The following is a 22,043-nucleotide window of genomic DNA, read 5'->3' on the forward strand; positions in this document are numbered from 1 at the left end:
TAAAAATAAAGCGCCAGCTTTAAAAAACATTGGCGCTTTATTCAATCGATTACAGCTTAGTGCACTTTGTTTTAAGCGCGATGCCCTATTAGCACTTCAGCAAAACGCTAAACTGACCGTTAATTACAGCGCCAGTCTTCTTTAAAGTCACAAAGCTCGTCGTCATCTTCATCTGAAGTAAGCTCAATGTTAGTTGATACTTTCTTTGACGGAAAAGCGATTTTTGCGGGTTGTTTTTTATCAATAAAGCTAAAAATTTTCTTCGCAATATCTGTGTTGTCAATTTGCCCCATAAACGACTGATAACCCGCGCCAAAGGCAAACACTTCAACATCTACGCCTGTGTGACCGCCTGTGGTCCAGCCTGTGTTTGTCTTGGTGTCAAGAAACGTTTTAACAGCACTAAAGCGCGTTTTGTCGTCCTGGTTCGATATGCTATTTAACGTAGCTAACTCTTGTTCGGTTAGTGACAGGCCTAATTTAGCGGCGACGAATTCGCCAGGGTTTTCTTCGTTTGCCATTTCAAGTGCAATTGTCATTACCGATGCAGAAAGCGATTTAAGGTGCTCCGGGCTCCAGCGATAGTCGCCATTCGCGCCAATGGTCAAACCGCCGGTACTATGATCAGCCGTCAATACCACCAAGGTGTCTGGGTTCGCTTCTACATAGTCACGCAAATACTCCATGGTAATAGCAAGATCATGCATTTCAGCCATAGCAGAAGCAATATCGTTAGCGTGTCCTGCCCAGTCTACTTGGCTTGCTTCAACTAATAGGAAGAAGCCGTTATCATTTTCTAAATGTTTAATGGCATTTTTTGTTAGATACTTAAGACGGTTCTTACGCTTATCGTCGAGAACAGCGGGCAACGCCACTGGGGCAAATAAGCCCAAAACATTACTACCGGCAGGCACAGAAGCTAGGCGATTATATGAATCAGCATATTCATAGCCTGCGTCGATAAACTGAGCCAAAATATCGCGATCTTCTCTCTCAAAATAAGACGTACCACCACCTAACATTACATCTGCGACAAACTCACCGTTTACGCGCACATCAAAAAAGTCGTCAGCAATCTCATTATAGTTTTTGCGGCTTTCATTATGAGCAATATACGAAGCCGGCGTGGCATGAACAATTTGAGACGTTACTGCAAGACCCGTTCGCATGCTCTTGCTTTTCGCATAGTACATAACCGAATTAACAGGTTGTTTGTTTACATCTACGCCTATAGCGCCATTATATGATTTCACACCCGAAGCCAGTGCTGTTGCTGCTGCAGCCGAATCGGTAACATAACCAGACACTTGAGCCGGATACGTGGATGCATTTCCGACTAAAATGTCATCAAACACTACGGGCTCTATGTTTGGTGTAGTTGGGTCGTCAACATAGTTTCGATATGCCGTTGTGTAGGCCGGGCCCATACCATCTGCCACAACCATAATGATATTCTTTGGCACGCCCTGTAGCTGGGCGCGATTGTGATTGGCTGGCTGGTGTGCGGATTCAGTGATACCACAACCCGCTAGAACGGCGATAGACGCACAGCTTAGAATGGATGTGCGAACAAATTGTTTAATCATTTAAACTTCCCTGAGTAAGTAAAGGCATCTAGATGTGTTGATGAAGTCTAGATGCAAAAAACGACACTATCGCGAATAATTTTGTGATGTTTGTTTAGCGATAAGGCGTATTAGTGTAAATCAGGCAAGCGCTATGCTCAAAGCTTTTGGATAAAATAAACACGGGACAGGGCGACCAGCCGGCCCCCTTGGTAACGTGTACTATGACGTGGACGTTATAATATTTATTTCGTAGATGAAGATAGGTACTCGCGCATGCGTTGCTGAGCCACGTCAACAAGCATATCTGGCTGAAATTTCGATATAAATCTATTACAACCGACTTTTTCAACCATTGCATCGTTGAAGCTTCCGCTTAGGGAGGTATTTAGGGCTATAAACAAATCGGCCATTCTTGGGTCATTACGCACTTCAGAGGTCAATCGATACCCGTCCATTTCAGGCATCTCGGCGTCAGTGAACATTAAAAGTATTTCGTCTGTTGGGTTTATCCCTTCATCAGCCCACTTTTTCAACAGTGATAGAGCTTCTGCACCATTTTTGCGTTCAATGATGGTGACGCCAAGCTGTTCTAATGTGTCTCTAATTTGTTTTCTCGCCGTACTTGAGTCGTCGACAATAAGTACCTTTTTCCCTAAAAAGTGATTGACGATGTCCTTATCAAGGACTTCTTCAGAGATAGAAGTGTCGTAATCTATGATTTCAGCGAGCACTTTCTCTACATCGATGATCTCCACCAGCTCTTGTTTACCCTCAACATTCACCTGAGTTATGGCGGTTAAATAGTTTGCTTTCCCTATGCCGGAGGGAGGAGGCTGAATTGTTCCCCAGGACGTGTTCACAATGTTTTTAACGTTGCCAATTATAAACCCCTGAACGCTTCTATTATATTCAGTAATGATCACATTCTTAGCGGTGTCTTCGGTGGCTCCCCCTCGAATTTTTATAGCCTGACGTAAATCAATAATGGGTATTGAGCTGCCGCGATAGTTCATCACGCCTTTAAGGTTCTGGTGAGATCCAGGCATGATATTGAGCTTAGGCACATTGATAACCTCTTTAATTTTAAAGACGTTCATTGCAAATATGTGCCGCGTTCCAAGTTGAAACATCAAAAGTTCAAGCCGGTTTTCTCCAACAAGCTTGGTTCTTTGGTCAACCGACGACAATACACTGCTACTCATAAAACTCACTTTTTACTTTATAATCAAAAAGCTAGATACACATAGGCCTTCAGCTACCCAGCAAGATTTTTTGCACTTAACCCTACCTCGCCCAATTTGGCAAAGCTATTACTCTTTCAGCTAATAGACAGACTACATAAACAACAGTGCGTGGCACGCTCGCACTTACAACTGACTTACACCACTGCCACCTGCCACCTGCCACCACTGCACATTCACGAAATAAATGACCGCAATGCAAAATATATATTTCTATTATTCCAAACCACGCACTAGGATGAAATGGAATCAACGGGAACGCCCTACAGCGTAAACACAAACAACGTTAAGTATTTTAATTATAGTCGGGAGAGACGCTCATGTCGCAATATCAACAAGACATTGATAACTTCGCCACCTTAAAGGCAGCACAGAAAGGAACGTGGGAAGGTATAAACCCAGAGTTCGCTGCTCGCATGAAAGTTCAAAATCGTTTCAAAACTGGCTTAGACATTGCCCGTTATACTGCAGGCATCATGCGTAAAGACATGGCTGAATACGACGCAGATTCGTCTCAGTACACACAGTCACTAGGCTGCTGGCATGGCTTTGTAGGCCAGCAAAAAATGCTTTCAGTTAAAAAGCACCAAGGTACAACCAGCAAAAGCTACCTTTACCTATCTGGTTGGATGGTAGCGGCGCTTCGCTCTGAATTTGGTCCGCTACCTGACCAATCAATGCACGAAAAAACGTCAGTTTCTGCCCTTATCGAAGAGCTTTACACCTTCCTTCGCCAGGCAGATGCCCGTGAATTAGGCGACCTTTTCCACAAACTAGACGACGCGAAGAAAAACGGCGGCGATGTAGCGGCTATCCAAGCTGAAATCGACAACTACGAAACTCACGTAGTACCAATTATTGCGGATATCGACGCAGGTTTTGGTAACGAAGAAGCAACTTATCTACTTGCAAAGCAAATGATTGAAGCAGGTGCATGCTGTATCCAAATCGAAAACCAAGTGTCAGATGCGAAGCAATGTGGTCACCAAGACGGTAAAGTAACCGTGCCACACGAAGACTTCCTAGCAAAAATCAACGCTGTACGCTATGCATTCCTTGAACTCGGTGTTGACGACGGCGTTATTGTTGCACGTACTGACTCACTAGGTGCGGGTCTTACCCAGAAGATCCCAGTATCTCAGTCAGAAGGCGATCTAGCAGCTCAGTACAACGCCTTCCTTAAGACTACCGACATTGCTGGCGCAGACGACCTAACTGAAGGTGACCTAGTTCTTAAACAAGGTGGCAAGCTAGTTAAGCCAGAGCGTTTGCCAAACGGTTTGTTCCGCTTTAAAGACAACACAGGTTTTGACCGCGTAGTACTTGACTGTGTTACGTCGCTTAAGCACGGTGCTGACCTACTTTGGATTGAGACTGAAAAGCCTCACGTTGGTCAAATTGCTGAAATGGTTAACGCTATTCGCGAGCAAGTACCAAACGCTAAGCTGGTATACAACAACTCTCCATCGTTCAACTGGACACTTAACTTCCGTCAGCAAGTATTTGATGCTTGGACAGAAGAAGGTAAAGATGTGTCGGGTTACGACCGTGCGAAGCTTATGTCAGCAGATTACGATGATAGCGAACTTGCAGCAGAAGCTGATGAGAAGATTAAGAGCTTCCAAGCTGACGCGGCACGTGAAGCCGGTATCTTCCACCACCTTATCACGCTACCTACTTACCACACTGCAGCACTGTCTACTGACAACCTTGCGAAAGGCTATTTCGGTGAAGAAGGTATGCTTGCTTATGTACGCGGTGTTCAGCGTCAAGAAATTCGCCAAGGCCTTGCGTGTGTTAAACACCAAGCGATGGCAGGTTCTGACCTAGGTGATACGCACAAAGAGTACTTCTCTGGTGAAGGTGCACTTAAAGCGTCTGGTGAAGATAACACCATGAATCAGTTTGACGTATAACGCGAACCAGCAATGAGTTAAACGGAAAGCATCCCAACCTTTCCTACAGGGCACCTTCGGGTGCCCTTTTTTGCGCCTTTTATTCAGCCTATTTATATCAACTTGAAAAAGTAAACAAATGCATCTTTTTAAGAAACGCATAAACGGCTGACATAACAACGAAAATTCAATAGCTTATAGCTATATAAAAGCCTATATTAAGACTAAACGCTTATCTGACATTCAAATAGAAACCCTTTATAATAGACCTGTTTAATTAGGTTTCAAAAGAGCATTAGAATAATGAATATAGCGAAGGTCGACCTGAATTTATTAGTGTACTTAGATGTGCTGTTGCGCGAAGGCAGTGTGACAAAAGCCGCAAATCAGCTAAGTATTACACAGCCTGCAATGAGCAACGGCCTAAAACGCCTTCGCGACCTCTTCAAAGACCCTTTACTCGTTCGCACTAGCGACGGAATGACCCCCACCAAGCGTGCCCTCGAACTGCAGCCAATTATTCGCGACGTGCTTAGCCGGTTAGAAAGCTCTATTCAGCCAGAAACTGACTTCGACCCGCTGACCAGCGACAGAACCTTCCGCATTATGACCAGTGATTATGCAGAAAGTACGCTGCTGCTTGAGTTAGTGGGAAGACTTGCTGACTTGGCCCCAAACATCACGCTAGATCTTATTACTCCCAGCGACGTAACGTTCCACGATGTAGAACAAGGGAAAGTGGATATGGCGATTAACCGCTTCGAGGAACTTCCCTTGTCATTTCACCAAAAAGTGATTTGGTACGACACATTCAGTTGTGTAATGAGTGCCGACCACCCACTTGTTGAAAAATGTAACCTTGAAGGCTACTTAAGCGCTCAACACATTTGGGTAAGTAAAACAGGGTTTGGTGTGGGCGTGGGTATTGACCCCAATGAAGTACAAAAACTGGGGTGGGTTGATGCCGAGTTAACTAAAATTGGAAAGCAACGTGCTATTCGTGTGTTTACACGCCACTATCACGCAGCCCTTCAAATTGCGAAAAAGCAAAAACTTATTGCAACTTTGCCAAGTAAAGCTGCCCGTTTATTTAAACACGACCCTGATGTGGTAATTAAAGAGCCACCTTTTGATATACCGCCTATAGCCCTAAAAATGGCGTGGAGTGCCCTACTTCACCACGACGCAGGCCACATTTGGTTACGCCGATTGATAAGCGATGTGGCCAGCGAAATGAATGCGGGCTAAACATTCACTAAATATATGGCAAAAATACAAACCATAAATTAAAAAACTATCTCTATACACACTACACTGGGTTAACAGACAAATGTATAGAGGTAGTTATGCAAGGATATATCACAAAGGGCCGACTACAGGTTGCCGAACAACTCGATAACTTTATCAACGAACAGGCACTTCCTGGCACTGGCGTCGACCAAGAGGCGTTTTGGCAAGGCGCTGAAGCTCTCTTCGAAAAATTCATACCTCAAAATCGCGCGCTACTAGAAAAGCGAGAGCAACTTCAGCGCGCTATTGATGACTACCACAAAGCTGGGAACCCGGTAGGTGGTAGCGAATACACAGACTTCCTTAAAAACATTGGGTATCTCGTTGAGCAGCCTGCGAACGTTACCGCCGACACACAAAACGTAGATGCAGAAATTGCTACTATGGCGGGGCCACAGCTTGTAGTACCTATTAATAATGCTCGCTATGCACTTAACGCGGTAAACGCTCGCTGGGGAAGCCTGTATGATGCATTGTACGGCACTGACGTTATAAGCGATGAAGGCGGCGCAGAAGCAGGGAAAAGTTATAACCCTGTTCGTGGCGCTAAAGTAGTAGCGAAAGCGAAAACCTACCTAGATAACATGATACCGCTAGCGAAAGGCAGCCACGCAGACGTTACACAGTATAAAATTGATACGGGTAAACTGGCTATCACGCTTACCGATGGCGATGAAACCACCCTAGCGAATACTGAACAATGGCAAGGATACCAAGGCGATATCAGTGCCCCATCAAGCCTGCTTTTTGCGCACAATGGCCTGCACTTTGAAATTCAAATTGACCCTACTCACCCGATTGGCGAGAGTGATCCAGCGAACGTAAAAGACGTGCTGGTTGAAGCCGCTCTGACTACCATTATGGACTGCGAAGATTCCGTTGCCGCTGTTGACGCTGAAGACAAAACCTTGGTGTACAGCAACTGGTTAGGTTTGATGAAAGGCACGCTCAGCATTGAAATGACAAAAGGCGGTAAGCAACTTGTTCGCGCCATGCATGACGATAGAAGGTATCAGCCCTCTAAACACGCTGCAAAGAATCAGTTAAAAGACGGAGAGCTTGTTCTTTCTGGCCGAAGCCTAATGTTCGTTCGAAACGTCGGTCACCTTATGACCAACGACGCCATGCTTTTTGACGGTGAAGAAGTGCCAGAAGGGATCATGGACGGTTTAGTCACTTCACTTATCGCAAAGCATGATCTTTTAGGAAACAGCAAATATAAAAACAGCCGCGAGGGCAGTATTTATATCGTTAAACCTAAAATGCACGGGCCAGAAGAAGTCGCATTCTCTAACGCACTATTTGGCGCTATCGAGCCTATCATCGACGTTCCCACCAACACCCTTAAAATGGGCATTATGGATGAAGAACGTCGTACGAGTGTTAATCTACAAGCGTGTATCGCTGAAGCAACCTCGCGGGTTGTGTTCATCAACACAGGCTTTTTGGACAGAACGGGTGATGAAATACATACCTCAATGCTTGCCGCGCCGTTTGCAGAAAAAGCCGCCCTTAAAGCTATGCCATGGATTAAAGCTTACGAAACCGCAAACGTTGCCGTAGGTCTTCGCTGTGGCCTTTCTGGTAAAGCGCAAATTGGTAAAGGCATGTGGCCGATACCTGATGAAATGCAAAATATGATGGATGCTAAAATTGGTCACCCGAAGGCTGGGGCAAATACTGCATGGGTGCCCTCTCCTACTGCAGCAACACTGCACGCGCTTCATTATCACGACGTGAATGTGTTTGACGTTCAAAAGTCGCTAGATGCGAATTTTGATGGGTTAAGCGATATACTCACTATTCCTTTGTTAGAAGATGCCTCAACGCTTACACGTGAAAGTATAAAGCGTGAAATCGACAATAACGTTCAGGGCATTTTAGGCTACGTTGTACGCTGGGTTCACCAAGGTGTAGGCTGCTCAAAAGTTCCAGACATCAACAATGTTGGCCTTATGGAAGATCGCGCGACCTTACGTATTTCATCGCAGCATATCGCAAACTGGTTAGAGCACGGCATTGTAAGTGTAGATCAGGTAAAAGAATCTTTAGCACGCATGGCGGTACTGGTAGATGAGCAAAACGCAGGTGACCCTGAATATATTCCTATGACGCCTGATTTAGATAGCTCAATCGGCTTCTTAGCTGCAAGCGACCTCATCTTCAAAGGTAAAGAGCAGCCTAGCGGTTACACCGAACCTTTATTGCACGCCCGTCGACGCGAGATGAAGGCGAAGCTGGCAGGTAATTAGGCTTAGCCTTTTAAACTTAAATTCCTGATACCACACAAATCAAGCTCACTCGCTATTTAAATAGGAGTGGGCTTTTTTATTAATCAAATTTTTTAGAACTCGCGCTGTGACAATTAACACATTCCAAATAGCGTTATTCACACAATGTAGCGAAACAGCAACACCTTAGACTAAAGAGATGAACGAAAAGCCCTTCGCTATTTTGCCGTTATAAAGCCTGTCAACTAAGCTTCTATTAAAAGGCGACGCGGTTGTGCTCAATGAAAAATTAAACTGCATACGCTTTAGCCTTAATAAAACGGAGTATGCATATGCAGGTAGCCTCGGCAGCGATACCCAATAACCTATCAACCTCAGACTTAACGCAAATCGTTCCTATTTTCTCAGGAGGCGGCACACGTTTAAGCGCTCACATAGGCATTATAAAAGCCCTGCATGATATGAAAGTTGGCTTTGATACGCTTGTAGGCGTATCAGGCGGTTCCATTATTGCCTCGCTCTATGCTAAAGGTTATAGCGTTGAACAAATGCGAGAGCTGGCGCTTGTCACCGACTTTAAGCAATTTACTGAATTCTCACTTGTAAGATTATTACGTGAAGGCGGACTCTCCTCGGGTGATGTATTTCAAAACTGGATAGATGAACAGCTTGAAGGCGCGGTATTTGCCGACATGCCGCTCGATTTAAACATACTCGCCACAGATGTAAACGGCGGCGGCCCGGTTTTATTCAACAAGCACGCTACGCCTTACATGAAGGTATCAGAGGCGGTGCGCTACTCCATGTCTATCCCGCTAATATTTTCATTCAAACCCTTTAAAGAGTATTTGTTGGTGGACGGTGCGATATTGTCTGAAGATGCGCTGTTTGAAGACTGGCGAGGAGACGGCACGCCGTCGGTATGCTTTAGACTTCAAAGCACGGAGCAAAAGCGTAAAGCCATTAAGAAAAACTTACTGCAACTTCCACAATATCTGGGCATGCTTATCCGTACGTTTATAACGGCGATATCGCGGGAGTATGTGAATGCAAAGTATTGGCACAATACGGTAGTGGTCAATACGGGAGAAGTTTCTGCGGTAGACTTTTCGCTAACGCCGGAAATTAAAAACACACTTTTTGAACTGGGATATTCCACTACCAAGGAATTCCTGCCCAAAAAGTGTGCGGGATTTATGAGAAGCAGTGCATTCGACGTGTCTTAATTTCTTCGAGACGCCCTTTCATTTACACTTTGTAGAAGTTGCGGTACCAATCGACAAACGCTTTTACGCCGGTTTCGACGTCAGCAGAAGGCTGATAGCCGGTATCAGCAACTAAAGAAGATACATCAGCATAGGTATCTGGCACATCGCCTGGCTGCATTGGAAGCAGCTCTTTTTGGGCTTCAATCCCTAATGCGCTTTCCAGCGTTTCAATGAACTTCAACAAATGTACTGGCGTTTGTGCACCAATATTATACACCTTATATGGCGCCTTACTCGTGCTTGGGTCAGGATTGCTACCATCCCAGTTTTCATTCGGTTTAGCCACATTATCAAGCGAGCGAATGACGCCTTGAACGATATCATCAATATAGGTGAAATCACGACGGTGATTGCCGTAGTTGTAAACCTGTATTGTTTTGCCTTCCAAAATGGCTTTAGTGAACTTGAACAGCGCCATGTCTGGGCGCCCCCAAGGGCCGTACACGGTGAAAAATCGCAGCCCAGTTGTAGGTAAGTTATACAAGTGGCTATAAGTGTGTGCCATTAGCTCGTTGGCTTTTTTAGAGGCGGCGTACAAGCTAACCTGATGATCGACATTGTGCTGTTCTGAAAACGGCATGGTTTCATTCGCGCCGTAGACCGAGCTAGATGACGCATACACTAAGTGCTCGACTTTATTATGGCGACACCCTTCTAGAATATTCACAAAACCGACGATATTGGAATCGACATAAGCATTCGGGTTTTCGAGGGAATAACGCACGCCAGCTTGCGCGGCTAAATGCACTACTCTATCAAACTTATGTTCTTCAAAAAGCGCTGCCATTTTCTCGCGCTCTTCAACGCCCATTTCTGTGAATGAGAACAGGTCAGCTGCAGATGATGATTTGATCTCGTCTAGACGAGCGTGCTTTAGATTTACATCGTAATAATCGTTAATGTTGTCAATCCCGACAACTTGGTCACCACGATTGATAAGGTATTGCGATACAGCTGCACCAATAAAACCAGCTGCTCCGGTGACTAAGATTTTCATAAACTCTTCTCTTGTTTTTTAAACAAACCAATAATCCTTTTATACGACTTTATTACCGCATGTTTGACAAGCAACTTGATAGGCATTTTTATTAAATGACTTTTGACGAATAAATAAAGTGATGCAGCATGATGCTTTGCTTTCCATTCTGATACCACTGGCTGATGGAGCATAATAACGTAGCATTTTTTCTCTACAATCCATAATCGCTTTCGCCTCAACATTTGCCCTACAAATGCCAACTCTTCAGTCGAAAGGGACCTTCCTAAAACTTCGCTCATCAAAGAAAGAGATTTTGCAAGATCAATGCCCAACGACAAGCTTTTAGCTCTTTCAAGTAAAGAGGCGCTCGTTCCATTTTGTTCAATGAAGTCCTTAAGCAACCAATATTGGTCGCACAAATCACGCAGTGAACGATTAAAAACACTATCCTGAATTAGATGCACAGCTGAGTGAATTATCAAATCTTCATCGTTGGGCACTATTAAGTTTTGCTCTAACTCCACGCCGTTATCTACTATTAGTGAAGCATTAATATGACGCTTGGAGCTGATAGGAAGTAAATTGTGATGCAAGTCTACGACTAGACCACTTTTTGAATTTACAAATGGGGGTAATTCATGCATCCACTGCCGATAGTAATAGTCGTCATATTCATCAGAAACTGAAACTGCAAAACCATTTATAAACAACCAAAACTCTGCATCATCTAGGAAGTTTTTTTCTACGAGCAAATCAATATCTGACAAGAGTCTGTACTTAGCATTTTTTTTGCCAGCCATAATATAAGCGGCACCTTTGAGCAAAGTTATTTTTAAATCTCCAGGGTTGTTTTTGCGCAGCTGTAACAAGTGCCAATTAATCGAGTCATGCTGCTTAAGTAACTCGTAATATGCACTTTTGAGCTGACTAGCTACACTCATAGGCATTAATGTAAGAGTATTTTCTTCGCGGGAAATCTGGTAAAGAAAAGGGAGAAAACCTAGCTGTCTTGACAATGCTACGACATCACACCACTCACTTTTTTCCAACTGAAGCGTGCTCTTTTTGTTTGTGACAAGGTCAATTAAGAGATTACTACTTATCACTTTCATATAACTCATTTACAAAATCAATTGCATGCTGCGTATCGGAATAGGTTATTTCAAATGCTGGTGTCCGTTCACATATCTGTTGAAGCATGTTAATTGCTTTCGAACCCAAAATATGGATGTTAAAAGCTTGCTCAAGTAACTTTGTGAACGAATCTAAACTCGAAATTTGAGAGACTTTAATATCTGTTGCTAGTGCGTTGTATTTAGGAAAGACAATACCACGGATTTCGGCTGGTTCCATCATTGTCGACCAGCTCAGGTCAGATGGACGGCAGTGACTTACTGTCCCTTTATGGGTGTTATGAGCGACGAGCCCTATCACAGCAGAAGGGTATCGTTTTTGAATTACATCTATCGCTTTATCCTTTAGGCTAACTGGCCTTACAAAAGGTGTTACTAATGAGTTTTCCAAATTAACAAGAGTCAATTCATCTGTTAATAGCCGATAAGATTCATTCATTAATGCGCAAGATAATGTGCTTTTGCCACTACCTGAATCACCAGATAATAAGACGGCTTTCTGTTTCCTTGCAACGCAAGCAGCATGAATAATAAGCCTGTCCGCCCCATATTTAGACACACACCAATTCATTCCCCATTCGAGTAATGCGTGACTATGATCAATAGGCCCTCGAGTAAATGGAGCAAAACCATCTAAAGAAAACAATGCTCGTTTGAAAAGAGGGATGGCCGAGACGAAAGGCATATTTACTGAGACGTTAAAATCTGCAGTACCACTAGACGTCAACAGCGAGTCAGGGTATAGCGTGGACAGGTTTTTTATAACAGACGGAAAATGTGAAGATACTTTAAAAGAAAATGGGGAAGTTTTAACTATACAACTGTTATTACGCACCAATAAACTCCGTTTTCTTATCAGTCTTCCAACATATCAAATTTTCTAAGGGTGCTTATCGTTATATGATATTTAGCAAACTGGGGCTCATCTAGTTGATTAGATGAACCCTCAAATATTAAGAGAGGCATTATATCAATACCAAAAACTAATGTTTGTCCTGTTCCTCTATGATACAAAACAACAATAGAATCGGTATGAGTTACTTCAACGAATTTATTTAACAAAACAACTATCTTGTAGAGGGGTAATCCGAGGCGTCACCAATGATGTTAGAGGTATCAATTGAAGCTTCTGAGCTTTCAAAGGTAGCAAAACTTCTAACAGAATAGCTTCTACTTGATGCCCTCTTCTCGGACTTGAAACATTCCGAGAGGTCCGACGTGGAAAAAGTCTGAACTTCCGGAGCATCTATATTTCCACGCTCATTCAAAGATACTATAGAATCTATGAAACGATGCAATGTCTGTTTACTATTCGACTCTTCAGCCTTTTTACAGAAAGTAAGTAGCTGGACCATATCATATCCATAGTCTATGTCACTGTGAGCAGCATTCAACAAAGCTGCCGCCATGTGATACTCGGCTTCTTTCTCTCCACCCTCGTATCCTTCATTTAGTGATTGCCATAATGTTTCTTTAGTAATAAAGCTCGGACACATGCTTTCCAATAGTGCGGTCCAAGTTTGGGCGTAGCTACCATGATTATCCATTTTCGCATATTTTCTTAACGACTTATCACTCCAACCGTAATACTTTTTGCTTCCGTCTAGATAATCATGCGAGCCCATTGTCCAATCCCAAGCGACTTTAAACTTATCGTTTGAAAACAAAAATATCCCAGGAAAAAGGAATTTAGGCCATGCTTGAATGTGATTTTTCCAAAAGCCTGGTGTACACCCTGCCGACCCATTGCACTCATAAGTGACTTTGTTCGAGAAATTGTTTGATAGTGAACCCGACATAGACATACAGCTAGACGCCCAAACCGACTTACTGCTCGCTAAGGTAAGCAATGGTGCAGTTTTAACTGTCCCTTTTAACAATTTACGTCTTGATAACTTTTGCATAAATCTAATCCGAACCTATCAGTTGATAACTTTTATCTAAACAAACCCTTTAGATGCAAAAAACTAGCCAAATAATTTTGATCGAGCAAACAATAGGTTAGTTGCGACATCTACAAAAAGTGTAAAGAAATTTGACGATTCCTTGTCTTTACAAGTCAATATTATTCCTAGTTGCTAAATTTCGCAAATGCTTTACAGGTATTGCGTAGGTAATCCCGCTCGGGGAAGATAGTGCGTACTCTTTTCCACCTTGAACCATTACTTTATTTATAATGCCAATCACTTCACCTGAATTAGCTACATATAGCGCACTTCCGCTATTCCCTGGAAATGCAGTAGCGTCTAATTGATAAACATCGAATTTTTGCTGTAACCTAGTAATTAACTGGGAATTGAGTTGAGACGAAGAGCTTGCTGGAGTGGCATCAGGAGTTACTGCCGCAATAATTCCTTTATGAGTAGCTGGATACAATCCAAGTATACTACCAATCGGAAAACCCGTGAAGGCTATTTCTTCCCCCGGTTCAACCATGCTTTCAGTTTTGCGAAATGTGAACTTAGAAGGAAGTACAACTTTATCAGTCAAAATTTTTAGAATTGCCAAGTCAAACACTGGATCAAAATCTATTATTTCTACTTCATACAATTCAAATTTACGACCAGTACCAACGAAAACAACACGCTTCTGAATTTTATCTTGGGAAAGTGTTTCTGATACAACGTGATAGTTTGTGACAATGTAGCGCCCTCCTCCAATAACAAACCCTGTACCTTTTAGTTGTGCTAAATTTCCTTCGATAGGGGTAAGCAACCCTACACCTACTACCGATGGCTGTACTTTTTTTATAACTGAAGGTAGTGAGAGAGTATCACTAGCATGAACGGTGTTAAGGATGTTGAATATAGACAAAAGAAATAGAAAAAACGTGAGTTTCATAATTTTATCTCTGGTGTTTTTGCATAAATGAGTGGTAAAACAATAGCAAAGGTTAATTAAATCAAGAATAAGACATTGAGTACTTTCGCTAATATAATAACCAGTCCTTTGATACATTTCTTTATCCTAGTGCTAATGTCAGGGCTATTGTTATTAGTTAAAAAGAATAAGTACTCTTTTCATACTATCTTATTTGCTTTTATTTTGCTGTTTTCATGTAGTCAATCTTTTCTTTCTTCAGCTTTATTACATCCACTGGAGCAACACTCAATCAATAGCAAACACGATAAAAATGAAAAAAACACTGGCAATGGACAGCGCATTATTGTGGTAATGGCATGCAACTATTACGATGAAATGACTATTCCATATGCAAACAGATGGCCACCATGCTCTTATTTACGATTATCACACGCAGCAGATATATATCAAACTCATGAATACAAGATAATTGTTGCTGGCGGTAAATTTGGCGAGTGGCCAAGCGCTTATAGTCGCTACGCTCGCGAATTTCTCAAACGTCGCAGTGTGGAGAGCAAAGATATTATTGAAGTTCCAATAGGCAAAGACACTGAATCCGAAATTCAGGGAATTGTGAAAAATATTCACCCCTCATCTTTAACTTTGGTCACGTCGGCGAGCCATATGTTAAGAGCCAGTAGTTACTTCAAGTTATGTGGGGTAAATATTCACGCTGCTCCTACCGACTTTTTAGTAAAACCCAAAATTGTACTTAAGCTCAATTTACCAGATCCCTCGAACTTAACTATAATCAAAAGAGCTTTACATGAATATTTCGGCCTAGTCGAATTTAAACTCAAAAAAAAGATTTGGTTTACTTAGTAGCTATTGCTGAATGCATATTAAAATTTATAACGACAAATGTAGAGAATATCAAAATGAGAAACCGACAAGACGCCGAATCAATTGCATCACATTTCGCCACCTATTTTGAGCCTGATGTTTCTAATAGCGAGGAAAGTGTCAAAGCTTCATTTGGTATACGACATAACGTATATGCTGAAGAACTCAAACTTGAGCCAATAAGAGCGAATAAACTTGAAACCGACGATTTTGACTCGCATTCGATCCACTGCCTTATAAAGCACCGACTTTCCTCTACATTTGCCGGAACTGTTCGCATAATTACCTCTCAATCTGAAAAAGAGAAGCTACCAATCGAAGTCTTCTGCAATGAAAGTATAGAAGATGAAGAATTCTTACCATCAAACTTCGAACGTAAAGATATTGTAGAAATTTCCAGATTAGCAGTACCTGAACACTTCCGTAGAAGACAAATGGATGAGTTCGACGGCGCAGCTATCGGTGCAATCAATGAACATACTTACTCAGAAACTGAGTTACGGTGCTTTCCATTTATTGCTGTAGGGTTATACCTTTCAGCAACAGCGGTTCTAATTGAAAAAAATATTCATCATTGTTACGTAATGGTTGAGCCGAGGCTAGCAAGGAGCATGAGATTAGTTGGGCTACCTTTCAAACAAATAGGTTCAGTAGTAGACTATCATGGTCAGAGAGCGCCATTTATTATTAATCCCATGGAAGTGCCTGCGAACTTAAGAAGAGGTTTCGGTGAACTACTCACCGAGATTCAAAACGATATTTCTAGTAGTAGAAGCGCCCTAATCAAATCCCCCCTTCCACAAAATAAGCTCCACCCTTGAATGTCAAATTTTTTTACAAGCTGTTAACTGAGCGACTTGGAACATAGTTTAAAAGGTTTCGTATTCATACACTTGGAAGTATGGTTCATTTTTTGCATCGCCATACCAGAAAACCGAATATGATTTTTTGTTGATGTATCGAGGTAAATCATGCGTTTATTTAAACTTTTAGCAACACTCGTTCTGCCCATAGTTTCACTTTCATCCACAGCCGATGAATTTTACATAGATAATGGAGCTGATTTCGATGCATCGAAAAACAGTGACGTTGCGATAGACCAAAACACCACTGGTTGGGTTACTGAACTCCTCCATAAGTATGATTCAAATACTACTGCCTTTTGTTCTGCTGCAGAACTTGCTGGAGGTTGCACCGTTAACACATCCGGGGGCGCAGATCTCACGTCATTTGCCGCGTTTTTGAGCTCACTAGGAACTAATGGCGTTACTGACCTTAGCCCTTTGGACGTTCTCGATGTCTCTGGGCCAAGTGATAATGGTTATTCTGAAAGCTGGGGAATCACATTCAGTTTTGACATAGAAGGAACTATTCAAGGACCAGATTTAGTTACAGACTACAATAGTGGCACTGTAAATTTTTACTATTATGACTTAACGACACTTGCAACCGGTGACGTTTCAACAGCTTTGATTGAACTTTTCACTGTTGACGTATTTGGAACCTTTAACTCTCCTGGCGGACAAATACTTCAGGGCTTGGTATCTTCATTTGGTTCAGGTTCAATAAACGGCGTAGCGATTACCGACTTTTTTAATGTAAGCTCTGGAACTTTCGCATCAATATTAGAAAATCAGCAAGACATCGTTGTGAATATTGATTACAACACTGATGCTAATCTCGTGACAATTAATGATAACGGCGATGGCACTACTTCTTTAAGTGGTACCCATGATGGTTCAGTTAGTTTCGCGGTAGTACCAGAGCCATTTTCGGTAGCTATGTTTGGTTTATCATTGTTTGTAATTAGCGCTTTTTCTCGTAAGAAAGCTATGAAGTAATAAGCGACCGTAAGATTCGATGACGATATAAAGCTCGCTTAGGCGAGCTTTTTGTTTTATAAGAATTAACTGTTAGTATCATCTGTTATTAGCTTTGACGCTTTTCGAAGGAATGAACATGGACAAATTACTGATATTTCTTGTATGCCTTGCACTCACTGTAGGTTGCTCTCAGCAGAGTCCGCAGGAATTGTTGGGTGATGCTAAGAAGTCATTAGAGTCAGGGGACTTTAGAACAGCAGAAATAAAGCTTAAGAATCTCGTAAAAGAAACACCTGATTCTCTTGAAGCTAGAGAAATACTTGCAAATGTCTATCTGCAAAGTGGCCAGTACGCTAATGCAAGAAAAGAGTTAGAGTTTATCCTTTCAAATAAAGAAAACAACGATAAGGTATTAGAGTCCTTCTATCGCGTCCTGTATTTTCAGGAAGATTACGAAGGCATAATAGAAAAGTCAGAAACCCTACCAGATACTTCAAACGCGTTAACTACGCAGATTTATGTATATCGCTCTATCGCATTCGCTGCGCTAGATGAACATATCAAAGCTAAACGAGCTTTAGAACAAGCCGAGATTGTTTCCGGTGAAGCAGACTACACTTCCTTCGGAAAAGCTTTTCTTTTAAGTCAGCAGGGTTCCTACACTAATGCTCAGATATTGCTTGAGGAATTACTTAGCACTAATGAATCGTTTTATGAGGCACGGCTTCTTTTAGGGCAACTGTACGCTAAAGATGGTGATTTCGAAAGTGCAGTAAAAAACTTTGAACAGTTTAATGAAGACCAACCATCAAACGAAAAAGGGAAGCTTCTATTAGCTGACAGCTATACAAAAACAGCCCAATTTGAGAAAGCAACCCCTCTCATTGATCAAATTCTATCGTCGTTTCCCAATCATCACTATACAAACATATTGAAAGGTATCGTATTGTTCAATAAGGAAAATTTCGAATCGACGATTAGACATATGGATACAGCGCTTTTAAGTGAGCCCGATGATGCTATTGCGAAACTATATGCTGGAGTGGCAGCTTATAACTTAGGGAAAAACGAACAAGCATTTGAGTACTTACTTCCAGTCAGCAAGAACGTAGTTGCCACTCACCCAGTTAACAAAATTTTATCTGATATTAAGATAAACTTAGGTTACACCTCAGATGCTCTGAAAGATATGGGTAACTATTCCTTCATCGACGATAATGACAAGCAACTTTTATTCAAATTGAGCGCTGAACTTGTTAATAAAGGAATGACTGACGAAGCAAAAGGCCTGATAAAGAAAATAAAAACCAATGACTTAAATGATGCTAAGTCTTTAGCGAAAGTTGGTATTCTCAAATTGAGTTTAAACGACGCAAGTGGTATTTCTGATTTAGAAAAGTCATTACTGATAGATGATGAAACTATCACGAGGTTCGCATTAATTGAAGGTTACATTAATACAGACCAACTAACATTAGCAAAAGAACAAGTCGATGATTGGCTACTTAAATCCCCCGACAATGTACAAGCGCTTAATACTGCCGCAACAGTTTATGCAAAACTAGGTGACCTCAAAAAAGTAGAAGAAATACATGCCAAAGCTCTTTCACTCGATAGCTTGAATTTATATTCGATCAATTTTTATACGAAGAAGGCAATTGAAAAGAAAAACTTCGATAAGGCTATCGAACTACAAAAAATGTTAGCCAAATCTAAAAAAGCAACAGGCACTACTTTGTTTAATTATTTTTTGTTAGAGAAAGAATATGGAGAAATAGAATCGGCGCTTTCCATCTATCGAAAAAAAATTGAGGAGTCGCCAGAAAATTTTCAATATATTACGAGTTATGCGCAAGCATTACTATCTGACGGTAAGTCACAACAGCTTATAGATGCCTTCGAACTAGTAAAATCGAGGAGAAACGCTCCTGACCAGTTCTGGCAATTATGGGCCGAAGCTTTTTTAATCAACGGGGATGAGTTACAAGCACTAGGTGTTTATCAGGATTGGAGGAGCACATCCCCATCAAACATTAAGCCATGGCTGTTCCCTGTCATGTTATTTGACAAAACTGGTAAGTTTGATAAAGCGCTTCGCGAGACTGAAAAAGCGCTGGTAAGATTTCCTAGATCTACACAATTTCAACTATTGCGAGCGCACTATCTAATCTTAAATAAGCAAATTAAAGAAGCGAAAAGAGCTGTCGATCTGCTTAGCGAAGAATCGAAAAATACTCCTGAGTATAAAAGTATTCTGGGGCATATAGCTTATGCAAACGGAAACTTCCCTTCGGCAATTAAGGCTCTGACTGAATATTATAACTATTCTAACTCCTCAAGAACGGCTTCGATTATATATAGCGCAAACGTCAACAATAACACCCCAGAACAGGGGGTTAAATTTCTAGAAAAACACCTTGAAATACGGCCTGATGACGCAACTATAAGACTAACCTTGGCAAGTATTTTTTCAAAATTCGATGTGACAAAATCCATCAAGCATTATCGAGTACTAGCGAATTCAGAACCTAACAATTTCATTATTCTGAATAACTTATCTTGGCAATTGATTAAACACGAGAATTTTGAGGAAGCACTGAAGTTTGCTGAGAGGGCTTTCGCGATAGCACCGGAAAGTGCGACTGTTTTAGACACCTATGGTTACGCACTTTTAAAAAACGACGACATTGAACAAGCAATTCTTATTTTAAAAGAGGCTTTAGGAATTGACCCGGACAATGAACAAATTATAAATCATTTAAATGAAGCTAGCTCTGCAAAAAACGCGAGCTAATTCGTTTTCAAGGTATTCGCTTTGTCAGAAAGTTTTACAACCATCAATCACCTTTCTTGTAGAGTCATGATTTATATAGATTAATTACTTGGCGCGCTTTTAGCATAGTATGTTACTGAACGGCTGCATAAAGGATTTGAAGTATTTTGATGTAGCAGCCTTACTAAAATTTTTAGTTTTGTTACAAGGATTCACAAATGAAATTAAAACACATTGCAATAGGCGCAGCACTAACGCTCGCGACTTCAGCAGTATCTGCTGAAGAGTTTTATATAGATGTAGGTGTAGACTTCGATGGCGGCCTAAACCCAAACACAGCTGCTGGGTCAACTACAACTGGCTGGTTAAGCGAATTACTATATAACTATCAATCAACCACTGTGGCAGACTGTGGTGCACTGTCACTTTCCACAGGGTGCAACATTAACACGTTCGGTGGCGTAAATTTTTCTGGCTCGGTGAATGATGCAATAGCTTCGTTAGGCCTGAACGGAATCAGTGACTTATCGCCTCAGGACACCCTCAATCAGGCTGGTCCTAGTGATAACAACTATTCACAAGATTGGGGTCTTACTTTTCAATTCGATTTAAGTGGCACAATTTCTGGCAGTGAGTTAATAACAGACTACGATAGTGGAGCTATAACGTTTTACTACTATGATTCGTTTGAAGCAACAATAGCTGACACATTTACTGAGCTATTTACAATAGATGTGTATGATACTATTAATACACCAGCTGGCGGTCAAAACCTAGCTGGCGTTTTGAGCTCGGTAGGAACAGGGACAGTAAACGGCGTTATGGTCGGTGATATGTTCAATTTTGCCACAGGCTCGTTTAATGACTTGATTACATCTTTTGTTAACGTAGTTGCAAGTGTTGACTACAACACTGATGCATCGCAGGTTCAGATCGATGATAACGGTGATGGCACATCAACGTTAAGAGGACTTCACGACGGTTCTATATCTTTTGCTGCGGTTCCAGAACCTTCAACGATAGCAATTATGAGCTTAGGTCTGCTTGGTTTAGTAAGTACTAGCCGCCGTCGTCGCAAGTAATTAAGTCAACGATATAGCTGTTTTTTAAATTGAAAAAAAAGCCCCAACGTATAACCATTGGGGCTTTTTATTTTACCTTTCTCTAAAATTCAAGCTTTGCTAGGTGGGGGTACTCAAAACGTACTAATCATCACCTTTTGCAAGAAGCCTTCTTAAATACCAACACATAAAGCGCTGTTTCCAGTGCTTGTTCCCACCTGGCCGATTGGTTTTGACAAGCTTATTTAAGTAAGCATCAAAATGAAGCCCTTGCGGTGCATGGATTACCTCCCCCCTTCCAAGTAAGATTTTTAACGCGTTAGTACATAGCACTCCTGCGGCAAGAGATATTCCCATACAAGTAGAGGGTACTTTAGACTCTTTCTCGGTGAAATTAACACTCGCTTTTTTTACAAGGTAATGCCTCTGCAACATACTCGGTGACATACCTACCACAAATCTAAGTATTTGCTCTTCGAAATCGACACCCTCTAAACAAAAATACTCTTCGAAGCTCATTTTGTTTGGTAAAAAACACATCAAGGCTGTGCCCATACCCATTGGCGCTGCGGAAATAGCAGGAATACCTTTGTCGTAACATGCTTGAAAAACTTTGCGACGTATATCAACTTTGAAAATATCTAAGCTATCTACATATAAATCAACGCCATCTAGAAATTCATCTAAATTATCTTCAGAGATCCCGCTAGGAAAGTTCTTTAAACTTCCTGATGGGTTTATAGAAGTCAGCGTCTCTTCCATAACTAACGATTTGTCTTTACCAACCGTATTTACATTTGCGCCAGCTTGTCGATTGAAGTTAACATAATCGTAGGCGTCCATATCAGAGATATGAAAATGACCGATTCCTAAACGCGCTAGGACAATCGCATGATCACCACCAACACCACCTAACCCGCCAATTGCTACCTTGGCATTTTTCAGCTTTGTTTGCTCTTCTTCGGTTACCCATCCGATATTTCTAGAAAAGGCTTCATTGTAGTCAAACCCCACTTCATACTCCCTCATTAAAGATAAATAGCGTGTTATTTAGTTATAGCACTCTTTAGCTAATA

Annotated in this window: 17 protein-coding genes; 9 read left to right on the forward strand and 8 right to left on the reverse strand. The window is 41.7% G+C overall.

Annotated elements, in window-relative coordinates:
* Nucleotides 1–119: 119 nt before the first annotated feature.
* Nucleotides 120–1,586 (reverse strand): alkaline phosphatase, encoded by a 1,467-nt coding sequence (locus ACX5J7_RS17400; protein ID WP_020743958.1) that lies wholly within the window; start codon nt 1,584–1,586, stop codon nt 120–122.
* A 224-nt stretch (nt 1,587–1,810) separates the two neighbouring features.
* Nucleotides 1,811–2,770 (reverse strand): chemotaxis protein CheV, encoded by a 960-nt coding sequence (locus ACX5J7_RS17405; RefSeq protein WP_012519036.1) that lies wholly within the window; start codon nt 2,768–2,770, stop codon nt 1,811–1,813.
* 359 nt (nt 2,771–3,129) lie between these two features.
* Between ACX5J7_RS17405 and ACX5J7_RS17410 the strand changes: the two genes are divergently transcribed.
* From ACX5J7_RS17410 to ACX5J7_RS17425, 4 genes are all read left to right on the forward strand, one after another.
* Nucleotides 3,130–4,725 carry an isocitrate lyase gene (locus ACX5J7_RS17410; protein ID WP_015067634.1) on the forward strand — a complete coding sequence of 532 codons (1,596 nt, stop codon included), beginning with the start codon at nt 3,130–3,132 and terminating at the stop codon, nt 4,723–4,725.
* A gap of 282 nt (nt 4,726–5,007) precedes the next feature.
* Entirely contained in the window at nt 5,008–5,952 is a 945-nt protein-coding gene (locus ACX5J7_RS17415; RefSeq protein WP_012519038.1) for a LysR family transcriptional regulator, read from the forward strand.
* A gap of 98 nt (nt 5,953–6,050) precedes the next feature.
* Nucleotides 6,051–8,246 (forward strand): malate synthase G, encoded by a 2,196-nt coding sequence (locus ACX5J7_RS17420; protein ID WP_498707670.1) that lies wholly within the window; start codon nt 6,051–6,053, stop codon nt 8,244–8,246.
* 311 nt (nt 8,247–8,557) lie between these two features.
* Nucleotides 8,558–9,451: a patatin-like phospholipase family protein gene (locus tag ACX5J7_RS17425; RefSeq protein WP_498707672.1), complete on the forward strand. Its 894-nt coding sequence runs from the start codon at nt 8,558–8,560 to the stop codon at nt 9,449–9,451.
* Between the two features lie 22 nt (nt 9,452–9,473).
* Here the strand turns inward: ACX5J7_RS17425 and ACX5J7_RS17430 are convergent, their stop codons facing one another.
* From ACX5J7_RS17430 to ACX5J7_RS17450, 5 genes are all read right to left on the reverse strand, one after another.
* Nucleotides 9,474–10,490, reverse strand: a complete 1,017-nt coding sequence (locus ACX5J7_RS17430) for an NAD-dependent epimerase (RefSeq protein WP_498707673.1) — start codon at nt 10,488–10,490, stop codon at nt 9,474–9,476.
* Nucleotides 10,487–11,584 (reverse strand): nucleotidyltransferase family protein, encoded by a 1,098-nt coding sequence (locus ACX5J7_RS17435; RefSeq protein WP_498707675.1) that lies wholly within the window; start codon nt 11,582–11,584, stop codon nt 10,487–10,489. The genes ACX5J7_RS17430 and ACX5J7_RS17435 overlap by 4 nt, the downstream gene beginning before the upstream one ends.
* Nucleotides 11,568–12,440, reverse strand: a complete 873-nt coding sequence (locus ACX5J7_RS17440; protein ID WP_483380706.1) for an HprK-related kinase A — start codon at nt 12,438–12,440, stop codon at nt 11,568–11,570. The genes ACX5J7_RS17435 and ACX5J7_RS17440 overlap by 17 nt, the downstream gene beginning before the upstream one ends.
* Nucleotides 12,441–12,672: 232 nt before the next feature.
* Nucleotides 12,673–13,485 (reverse strand): hypothetical protein, encoded by an 813-nt coding sequence (locus ACX5J7_RS17445; RefSeq protein ID WP_498707676.1) that lies wholly within the window; start codon nt 13,483–13,485, stop codon nt 12,673–12,675.
* Between the two features lie 172 nt (nt 13,486–13,657).
* A complete protein-coding gene (locus tag ACX5J7_RS17450) occupies nt 13,658–14,446 on the reverse strand; it encodes a S1 family peptidase (protein ID WP_498707677.1) in 789 nt (262 codons plus the stop codon).
* Nucleotides 14,447–14,581: 135 nt separating this feature from the next.
* Between ACX5J7_RS17450 and ACX5J7_RS17455 the strand changes: the two genes are divergently transcribed.
* The 5 genes from ACX5J7_RS17455 to ACX5J7_RS17475 all read left to right on the forward strand — a co-directional run bounded on the left by ACX5J7_RS17455 (nt 14,582) and on the right by ACX5J7_RS17475 (nt 20,988).
* Complete coding sequence (locus tag ACX5J7_RS17455; protein WP_498707678.1) at nt 14,582–15,289, forward strand: YdcF family protein; 708 nt, start codon at nt 14,582–14,584, stop codon at nt 15,287–15,289.
* 56 nt (nt 15,290–15,345) lie between these two features.
* Nucleotides 15,346–16,131, forward strand: coding sequence for a PEP-CTERM/exosortase system-associated acyltransferase (locus ACX5J7_RS17460; RefSeq protein WP_498707680.1), 786 nt, complete (start codon nt 15,346–15,348; stop codon nt 16,129–16,131).
* A 150-nt stretch (nt 16,132–16,281) separates the two neighbouring features.
* Nucleotides 16,282–17,151: a hypothetical protein gene (locus ACX5J7_RS17465; protein WP_498707681.1), complete on the forward strand. Its 870-nt coding sequence runs from the start codon at nt 16,282–16,284 to the stop codon at nt 17,149–17,151.
* A 118-nt stretch (nt 17,152–17,269) separates the two neighbouring features.
* Complete coding sequence (gene prsT, locus ACX5J7_RS17470; RefSeq protein ID WP_498707683.1) at nt 17,270–19,927, forward strand: XrtA/PEP-CTERM system TPR-repeat protein PrsT; 2,658 nt, start codon at nt 17,270–17,272, stop codon at nt 19,925–19,927.
* Between the two features lie 197 nt (nt 19,928–20,124).
* Entirely contained in the window at nt 20,125–20,988 is an 864-nt protein-coding gene (locus ACX5J7_RS17475; protein WP_483380715.1) for a PEP-CTERM sorting domain-containing protein, read from the forward strand.
* A gap of 123 nt (nt 20,989–21,111) precedes the next feature.
* On the opposite strand, the gene ACX5J7_RS17480 is transcribed toward ACX5J7_RS17475, so the two are convergent.
* Nucleotides 21,112–21,981 (reverse strand): ThiF family adenylyltransferase, encoded by an 870-nt coding sequence (locus tag ACX5J7_RS17480; protein WP_498707684.1) that lies wholly within the window; start codon nt 21,979–21,981, stop codon nt 21,112–21,114.
* Nucleotides 21,982–22,043 lie beyond the last annotated feature (62 nt).

The organism is Alteromonas infernus, from assembly GCF_902705815.1.

Coding starts and splice junctions, on each gene's coding strand:
- prsT (WP_498707683.1), top strand. CDS start 17,270: ATGGACAAATTACTGATATTTCTTGTATGCCTTGCACTCACTGTAGGT.
- ACX5J7_RS17455 (WP_498707678.1), top strand. CDS start 14,582: ATGTCAGGGCTATTGTTATTAGTTAAAAAGAATAAGTACTCTTTTCAT.
- ACX5J7_RS17475 (WP_483380715.1), top strand. CDS start 20,125: ATGAAATTAAAACACATTGCAATAGGCGCAGCACTAACGCTCGCGACT.
- ACX5J7_RS17400 (WP_020743958.1), bottom strand. CDS start 1,586: ATGATTAAACAATTTGTTCGCACATCCATTCTAAGCTGTGCGTCTATC.
- ACX5J7_RS17460 (WP_498707680.1), top strand. CDS start 15,346: ATGAGAAACCGACAAGACGCCGAATCAATTGCATCACATTTCGCCACC.
- ACX5J7_RS17450 (WP_498707677.1), bottom strand. CDS start 14,446: ATGAAACTCACGTTTTTTCTATTTCTTTTGTCTATATTCAACATCCTT.
- ACX5J7_RS17410 (WP_015067634.1), top strand. CDS start 3,130: ATGTCGCAATATCAACAAGACATTGATAACTTCGCCACCTTAAAGGCA.
- ACX5J7_RS17405 (WP_012519036.1), bottom strand. CDS start 2,770: ATGAGTAGCAGTGTATTGTCGTCGGTTGACCAAAGAACCAAGCTTGTT.
- ACX5J7_RS17415 (WP_012519038.1), top strand. CDS start 5,008: ATGAATATAGCGAAGGTCGACCTGAATTTATTAGTGTACTTAGATGTG.
- ACX5J7_RS17420 (WP_498707670.1), top strand. CDS start 6,051: ATGCAAGGATATATCACAAAGGGCCGACTACAGGTTGCCGAACAACTC.
- ACX5J7_RS17465 (WP_498707681.1), top strand. CDS start 16,282: ATGCGTTTATTTAAACTTTTAGCAACACTCGTTCTGCCCATAGTTTCA.
- ACX5J7_RS17425 (WP_498707672.1), top strand. CDS start 8,558: ATGCAGGTAGCCTCGGCAGCGATACCCAATAACCTATCAACCTCAGAC.
- ACX5J7_RS17435 (WP_498707675.1), bottom strand. CDS start 11,584: ATGAAAGTGATAAGTAGTAATCTCTTAATTGACCTTGTCACAAACAAA.
- ACX5J7_RS17430 (WP_498707673.1), bottom strand. CDS start 10,490: ATGAAAATCTTAGTCACCGGAGCAGCTGGTTTTATTGGTGCAGCTGTA.